Raw genomic sequence first — 5,188 nt, 5'->3', positions numbered from 1 at the left:
GCCATTGGCACCACCGTTGCGCCCAGCTCTTCAAACACATCCGGCGCGATGTGGTAGGCCGCACCATTGGCCGTATCAACCACAATTTTCATGCCGCTGAGATCCAGCCCCGGCACAGTGCTTTTGCAAAACTCGATGTAGCGGCCACGGGCGTCATCAATGCGGCGCACCTTGCCGATCTGGTCCGTGGACACCACGGAAATTTCTTCGTCCAGCAGACGCTCAATTTCCAGTTCGATCTCGTCATTGAGCTTGCGGCCATCTGCGCCGAAAAACTTGATACCGTTATCCGTATAGGGGTTATGGGATGCGGAAATAACGATGCCCGCCTGGGCCGACAAGGTACGGGTCAGATAGGCAATCCCCGGCGTGGGTAACGGCCCCAGCAGGCGCACATCCACCCCGGCAGCGGAAATCCCTGCCTCCAGGGCCGATTCGAACATGTAGCCGGAAATACGGGTATCCTTGCCGATCAAAATCTTGCTGCCGCCCCGTGCGGCCAGCACCTTGCCTGCCGCCCAACCCAACTTGAGCACAAAATCCGGTGTGATAGGAAACTCCCCCACCGTGCCGCGCACCCCATCAGTGCCGAAATATTTGCGCGTCATGACAACTCCTTTTGTGATTCTCTGACCGCATGGGCAAAACGCACCACATCCACGGTTTCTTTGACATCGTGGGCACGCACGATCATCGCGCCGCGCTCCACACACATAACGGCCGCCGCCAGACTGCCAGACAACCGTTCACTCACATCACGGCCAAGCACTTTACCGAACAGGGACTTACGCGATACACCAATCAAGACCGGCAACGCCAACGCCTGCAACTCAGTCATTTCCTGCATAAGCTGCAAATTATGCGACACGGTTTTCGCGAAGCCGAACCCCGGATCCACCAACAAACGCTCGCGGGTCATACCTGCCCGTTCGCAGGCCGCGATCCGCTCACGCAGAAACGCCATCACCTCGGCGGTCACATCATCGTAATGGGGGTTATCCTGCATGCTGCCGGGCTCTCCCTGCATATGCATCAGGCAGACCGGGAGCTGACTGGCTGCCGCCGCCTGCATGGCACCGGGGCGGCGCAAGGAACGCACGTCATTGATGAGGCCGGCGCCGACCTCTGCACTGTCACGGATCACCGCCGCCGTACTGGTATCCACGGACACCAACGCATCGAGCTCATTGCTTAACGCCTCGACAATGGGAACCACCCGATCCAGCTCTTCCTGTTCAGACACCGCCGCCGCCCCCGGACGAGTGGACTCGCCACCCACATCGAGAATCGCGGCGCCGTCACGCAACATCTGCTCCGCCTGGCGCAGCGCCGCATCACGCTCGGTGTAACGACCACCGTCGGAAAAGGAGTCGGGGGTCACATTGAGGATCCCCATAACGACAGGCGCGGACAGGTCTAGTGTCCGCGCCCCACAGCTAAGCGTTGTTGGATGCATCATGAATCAGTGCGTGTTGGCAGGCCCACCAATGGGGTCGTCACCGGACGGCTGATCACCATCGCCGGAGGCGGCGGCACCGTTACCCGGACCCTGATCACGCCAGTCTTTTGGTGGGCGAGGCTTATGGCCGCCCATGATGTCATCGATCTGCGCCGCATCAATGGTTTCGTACTGCATCAACGCATCCGCCATCAGGTCCAGCTTGTCGCGGTTGTCTTCCAGGATCTGCTTGGCGCGCCCGTAACAGCCATCGATGATGGCCCGCACTTCACGGTCGATTTCTTCTGCAGTCTGCTCGGACATATGCTTGCGCTGCCCCACCTGCTTGCCAAGGAAGACTTCGCCCTCTTCTTCCTCATAAGCCAGCGGACCCATTTTCTCGCTCAGACCCCACTTGGTGACCATGGCACGGGCCAGCTTGGTAGCACGTTCGATATCGTTGGACGCCCCGGTGGTTACACCGTCAAAGCCCAGGGTCATTTCTTCCGCGATACGACCACCAAACAGGGAGCAGATCGAGGATTCCAGACCACGCTTGGACTGGGAGTACTTGTCTTCTTCCGGCAAGTACATGGTGACACCCAACGCTCGACCGCGGGGAATAATGCTCACCTTGTAAACCGGATCATGCTCTGGCACCAAACGCCCCACAATAGCGTGGCCCGCTTCGTGGAAGGCGGTGTTCAGCTTTTCTTTTTCGTTCATCACCATGGAGCGACGCTCGGCGCCCATCAGGATCTTGTCCTTGGCTTTCTCAAACTCTTCCATGGACACCATTCGCTTGTTGGCGCGAGCGGCGAACAATGCAGCTTCGTTGACCAGATTGGCCAGGTCCGCACCGGAGAACCCGGGCGTACCCCGCGCAATCAACGCTGGCTCCACATCATCCGAAATCGGCACCTGACGCATGTGCACCTTGAGCACATGCTCACGGCCACGGATATCCGGCAGCGGCACCGTCACCTGGCGATCAAAACGGCCAGGGCGCAGCAACGCCGGGTCCAGCACGTCCGGGCGGTTGGTGGCGGCAATCACGATAATGCCTTCGTTGCCATCAAAACCGTCCATTTCCACCAGCAGCTGGTTCAGGGTCTGTTCACGCTCATCGTGACCGCCACCGACGCCGGCCCCACGGGAGCGGCCCACCGCATCGATTTCGTCGATGAAGATGATGCAAGGGGAATGCTTTTTGGCCTGCTCAAACATGTCACGGACACGGCTGGCGCCGACACCCACAAACATTTCCACAAAGTCCGAACCGGAAATGCTGAAGAACGGCACCTTGGCCTCGCCTGCAATGGCCTTGGCCAGCAGGGTCTTACCGGTACCCGGCGAGCCCACCATCAGCACACCGCGGGGAATCTTGCCGCCCAGGCGCTGGAATTTAGCCGGATCACGCAGAAACTCCACCAGTTCCTGCACTTCTTCCTTGGCTTCTTCCACGCCCGCCACATCGGCAAAGGTGGTCTTGATCTGGTCTTCGCCCAGTAACTTGGCCTTGGACTTGCCGAATGTCATCGGCCCGCCGCCGCCACGGCCGCCGCCCTGCATCTGGCGCATAAAGAAGATAAAGATGGCCAGAATCAGCAGAATGGGCAGTACGGACAGGAACAGCTGGGTCAGAAAGCCCTGACGCTGGGGCTCCAGGCCCACCACGTTTACATCATTCTGGATCAGCGTGGGCATCAGATTGGTGTCCAGCGTCGGCGGTTTCACCGTGCGGAACTGGCCACCATCCGTGTAGGTCCCGGTAATCGTACTTTCGCCGATTTTCGCTTCCTGCACTTTGCCGTCTTCTACCCGCGAAATGAAGGTGGAATAGGGCACATCTGTGGTTGCAGGCTGCGTACTGAGACTGGATGCCACCACGTACAAGACGCCGGCAATCACCAGCCACAGCACAATATTCTTGGTCATGTCGTTCAAGGGAGACCTCGATTAATCCGGGCGCTCGCGCGCACACTAACGAACTTAGAACCTGCCTGGAGCCTATACGCAGGCTCTTACACCTTACACCATTTGCCAGAAGCAACGTAATGCCGGTTCGGACAGGAATATAGCCATTTTACGGCTTTCACCGCCTATTTCAGGCCAAAACCCAACTGATAGACCTCTGTGGAGCGAGCCCGGCTTGCCGCCGGTTTGCGGCTGACGACGCGCTTGAAACGGCTTTGCAGCGCTTTGCGGTAGTCTTCAAACCCCTCACCCTGGAATACCTTGACCAGAAACAGGCCATCCGGTTCCAGCACCCGCTCAGCCATATCCAGCGCCAACTCTGCCAGATACATGGCCCGCGGCTGATCTACAGCACTATTACCACTCATATTGGGGGCCATGTCGGACATTACAAGGTCTGCCCGCTGATCCCCCAGCGCCGCAAGGATTTGCTCATAGATCGCATCCTCACGAAAGTCCCCCTCAATGAAGGTCACATCCGGCAGGGCATCCATGGCGAGAATATCACTGGCAATCACCGTCCCCTTGCCGCCGATCAGCTGGCCCGCCACCTGGCTCCACCCCCCCGGCGCAGCGCCAAGATCCAGCACCGTCATTCCCGGCCGGAACAAACGGTCTTTCTCGTGCATTTCCAGCAGCTTGAAACTGGCCCGGGAGCGATACCCCTGCTCCTGGGCCCTGGCCACCCACGGGTCGTTGAAATGTTCTTTCAACCAAGCCTTGCTGGTCTTGGAACGGCTGGACTTCGCCATGGCCCCTCTCTCCTGAATTCTCTGTACTCGCAAGCCCTCATGACTAACCCACATGACGGCTGCTTTTCGGCCGGGTAATACGTAGAATACGCGCACAGCAACCCTTTCTGGAGCTACACCGTGCCGCTATCTACCCAGGACATCAAACGGTTACGCCGTATTGGTCACCACCTGAAACCCGTTCTGATCTTTGGCGACAAGGGACTCAGCGACAACTTCGTGGAAGAACTCAACCTGCGCCTGGAAGATCACGAGCTCATCAAAGTGAAAGTCAACGCAGAAACCCGCGACGACCGCGCCGCCATTGTGCAGGCCCTGACCGAAAAAGGCAGCGCCGAGCTAATCCAGCGTATCGGCAACATCGCCCTGCTCTACCGCCCGGCCCAAAAGCCCAGCGCCAAACTGTCGAACATCCTGCGCTATCAGAATGCCTGACGCCCAAGGCCCAACGCAGGATGCCAAAAGCAAAAAAGGCGGCGTGTTATCACGCCGCCTTTTTTATTGTCGTCTGGCGTCATGCATCGGGCATCAAGCGCCTAGATATGCTCCACCTGATCGACTTCGTACTCACGGGTACCGCCGGGGGTATCAATCTGCACCACATCGCCTTCTTCACGACCAATCAAACCGCGGGCGATGGGTGAGTTCACACTCAACTTGCCTTCCTTGATGTTGGCTTCGTCGTCACCCACGATCTGGTAGACCTTGGTTTCGTCCGTATCCACATCAATGATGGTCACGGTCACACCAAAAATCACCTTGCCGGTATTTTCGATAGTCTGAATATCGATGATCTGCGCATTGGAAAGCTTGCCTTCAATATCGCCAATGCGGCCTTCACAAAACCCCTGCTGTTCGCGGGCAGCGTGATACTCGGCATTTTCTTTCAAGTCGCCGTGCTCACGGGCTTCTGCAATCGCAGCAGAAATCCGCGGGCGATCTTCTTTTTTCAGTTTTTCCAGTTCCTCGCGCAGGGCTTTGGCACCCTTGGCGGTCATCGGTACACGTTGCATAGTTATCC

Annotated in this window: 5 protein-coding genes and 1 pseudogene; 1 reads left to right on the top strand and 5 read right to left on the bottom strand. The window is 58.2% G+C overall.

The window, feature by feature from the left end:
• From glmM to rlmE, 4 genes and pseudogenes are all read right to left on the bottom strand, one after another.
• Positions 1-608 (bottom strand): annotated as a pseudogene (gene glmM / locus A3730_RS27680) (phosphoglucosamine mutase); the annotation flags it as partial.
• Positions 605-1,456, bottom strand: a complete 852-nt coding sequence (gene folP, locus A3730_RS27675; protein WP_063520803.1) for a dihydropteroate synthase — start codon at positions 1,454-1,456, stop codon at positions 605-607. The pseudogene glmM and the gene folP, both read right to left, overlap by 4 nt.
• 6 nt (positions 1,457-1,462) lie before the next feature.
• Complete coding sequence (ftsH, locus tag A3730_RS27670) at positions 1,463-3,376, bottom strand: ATP-dependent zinc metalloprotease FtsH (RefSeq protein ID WP_063539365.1); 1,914 nt, start codon at positions 3,374-3,376, stop codon at positions 1,463-1,465.
• A 164-nt stretch (positions 3,377-3,540) separates the two neighbouring features.
• Entirely contained in the window at positions 3,541-4,167 is a 627-nt protein-coding gene (gene rlmE / locus A3730_RS27665; RefSeq protein ID WP_063520965.1) for a 23S rRNA (uridine(2552)-2'-O)-methyltransferase RlmE, read from the bottom strand.
• Positions 4,168-4,287: 120 nt separating this feature from the next.
• Here rlmE and A3730_RS27660 point away from each other — a divergent pair, with 120 nt between their 5' ends.
• Positions 4,288-4,602, top strand: a complete 315-nt coding sequence (locus A3730_RS27660; protein ID WP_007151514.1) for a YhbY family RNA-binding protein — start codon at positions 4,288-4,290, stop codon at positions 4,600-4,602.
• 101 nt (positions 4,603-4,703) lie between these two features.
• Here A3730_RS27660 and greA read toward each other — a convergent pair whose 3' ends face one another.
• The gene (greA, locus tag A3730_RS27655) at positions 4,704-5,180 is read right to left on the bottom strand and encodes a transcription elongation factor GreA (protein ID WP_039926785.1); all 477 of its coding nucleotides are present in this window, start codon (positions 5,178-5,180) and stop codon (positions 4,704-4,706) included.
• Positions 5,181-5,188: the final 8 nt, after the last annotated feature.

The organism is Alcanivorax sp. HI0044 (genome assembly GCF_001634945.1).
The sequence above is the reverse complement of the archived record's forward strand: the minus strand, read 5'-3'. Positions and strand labels throughout refer to the sequence as shown.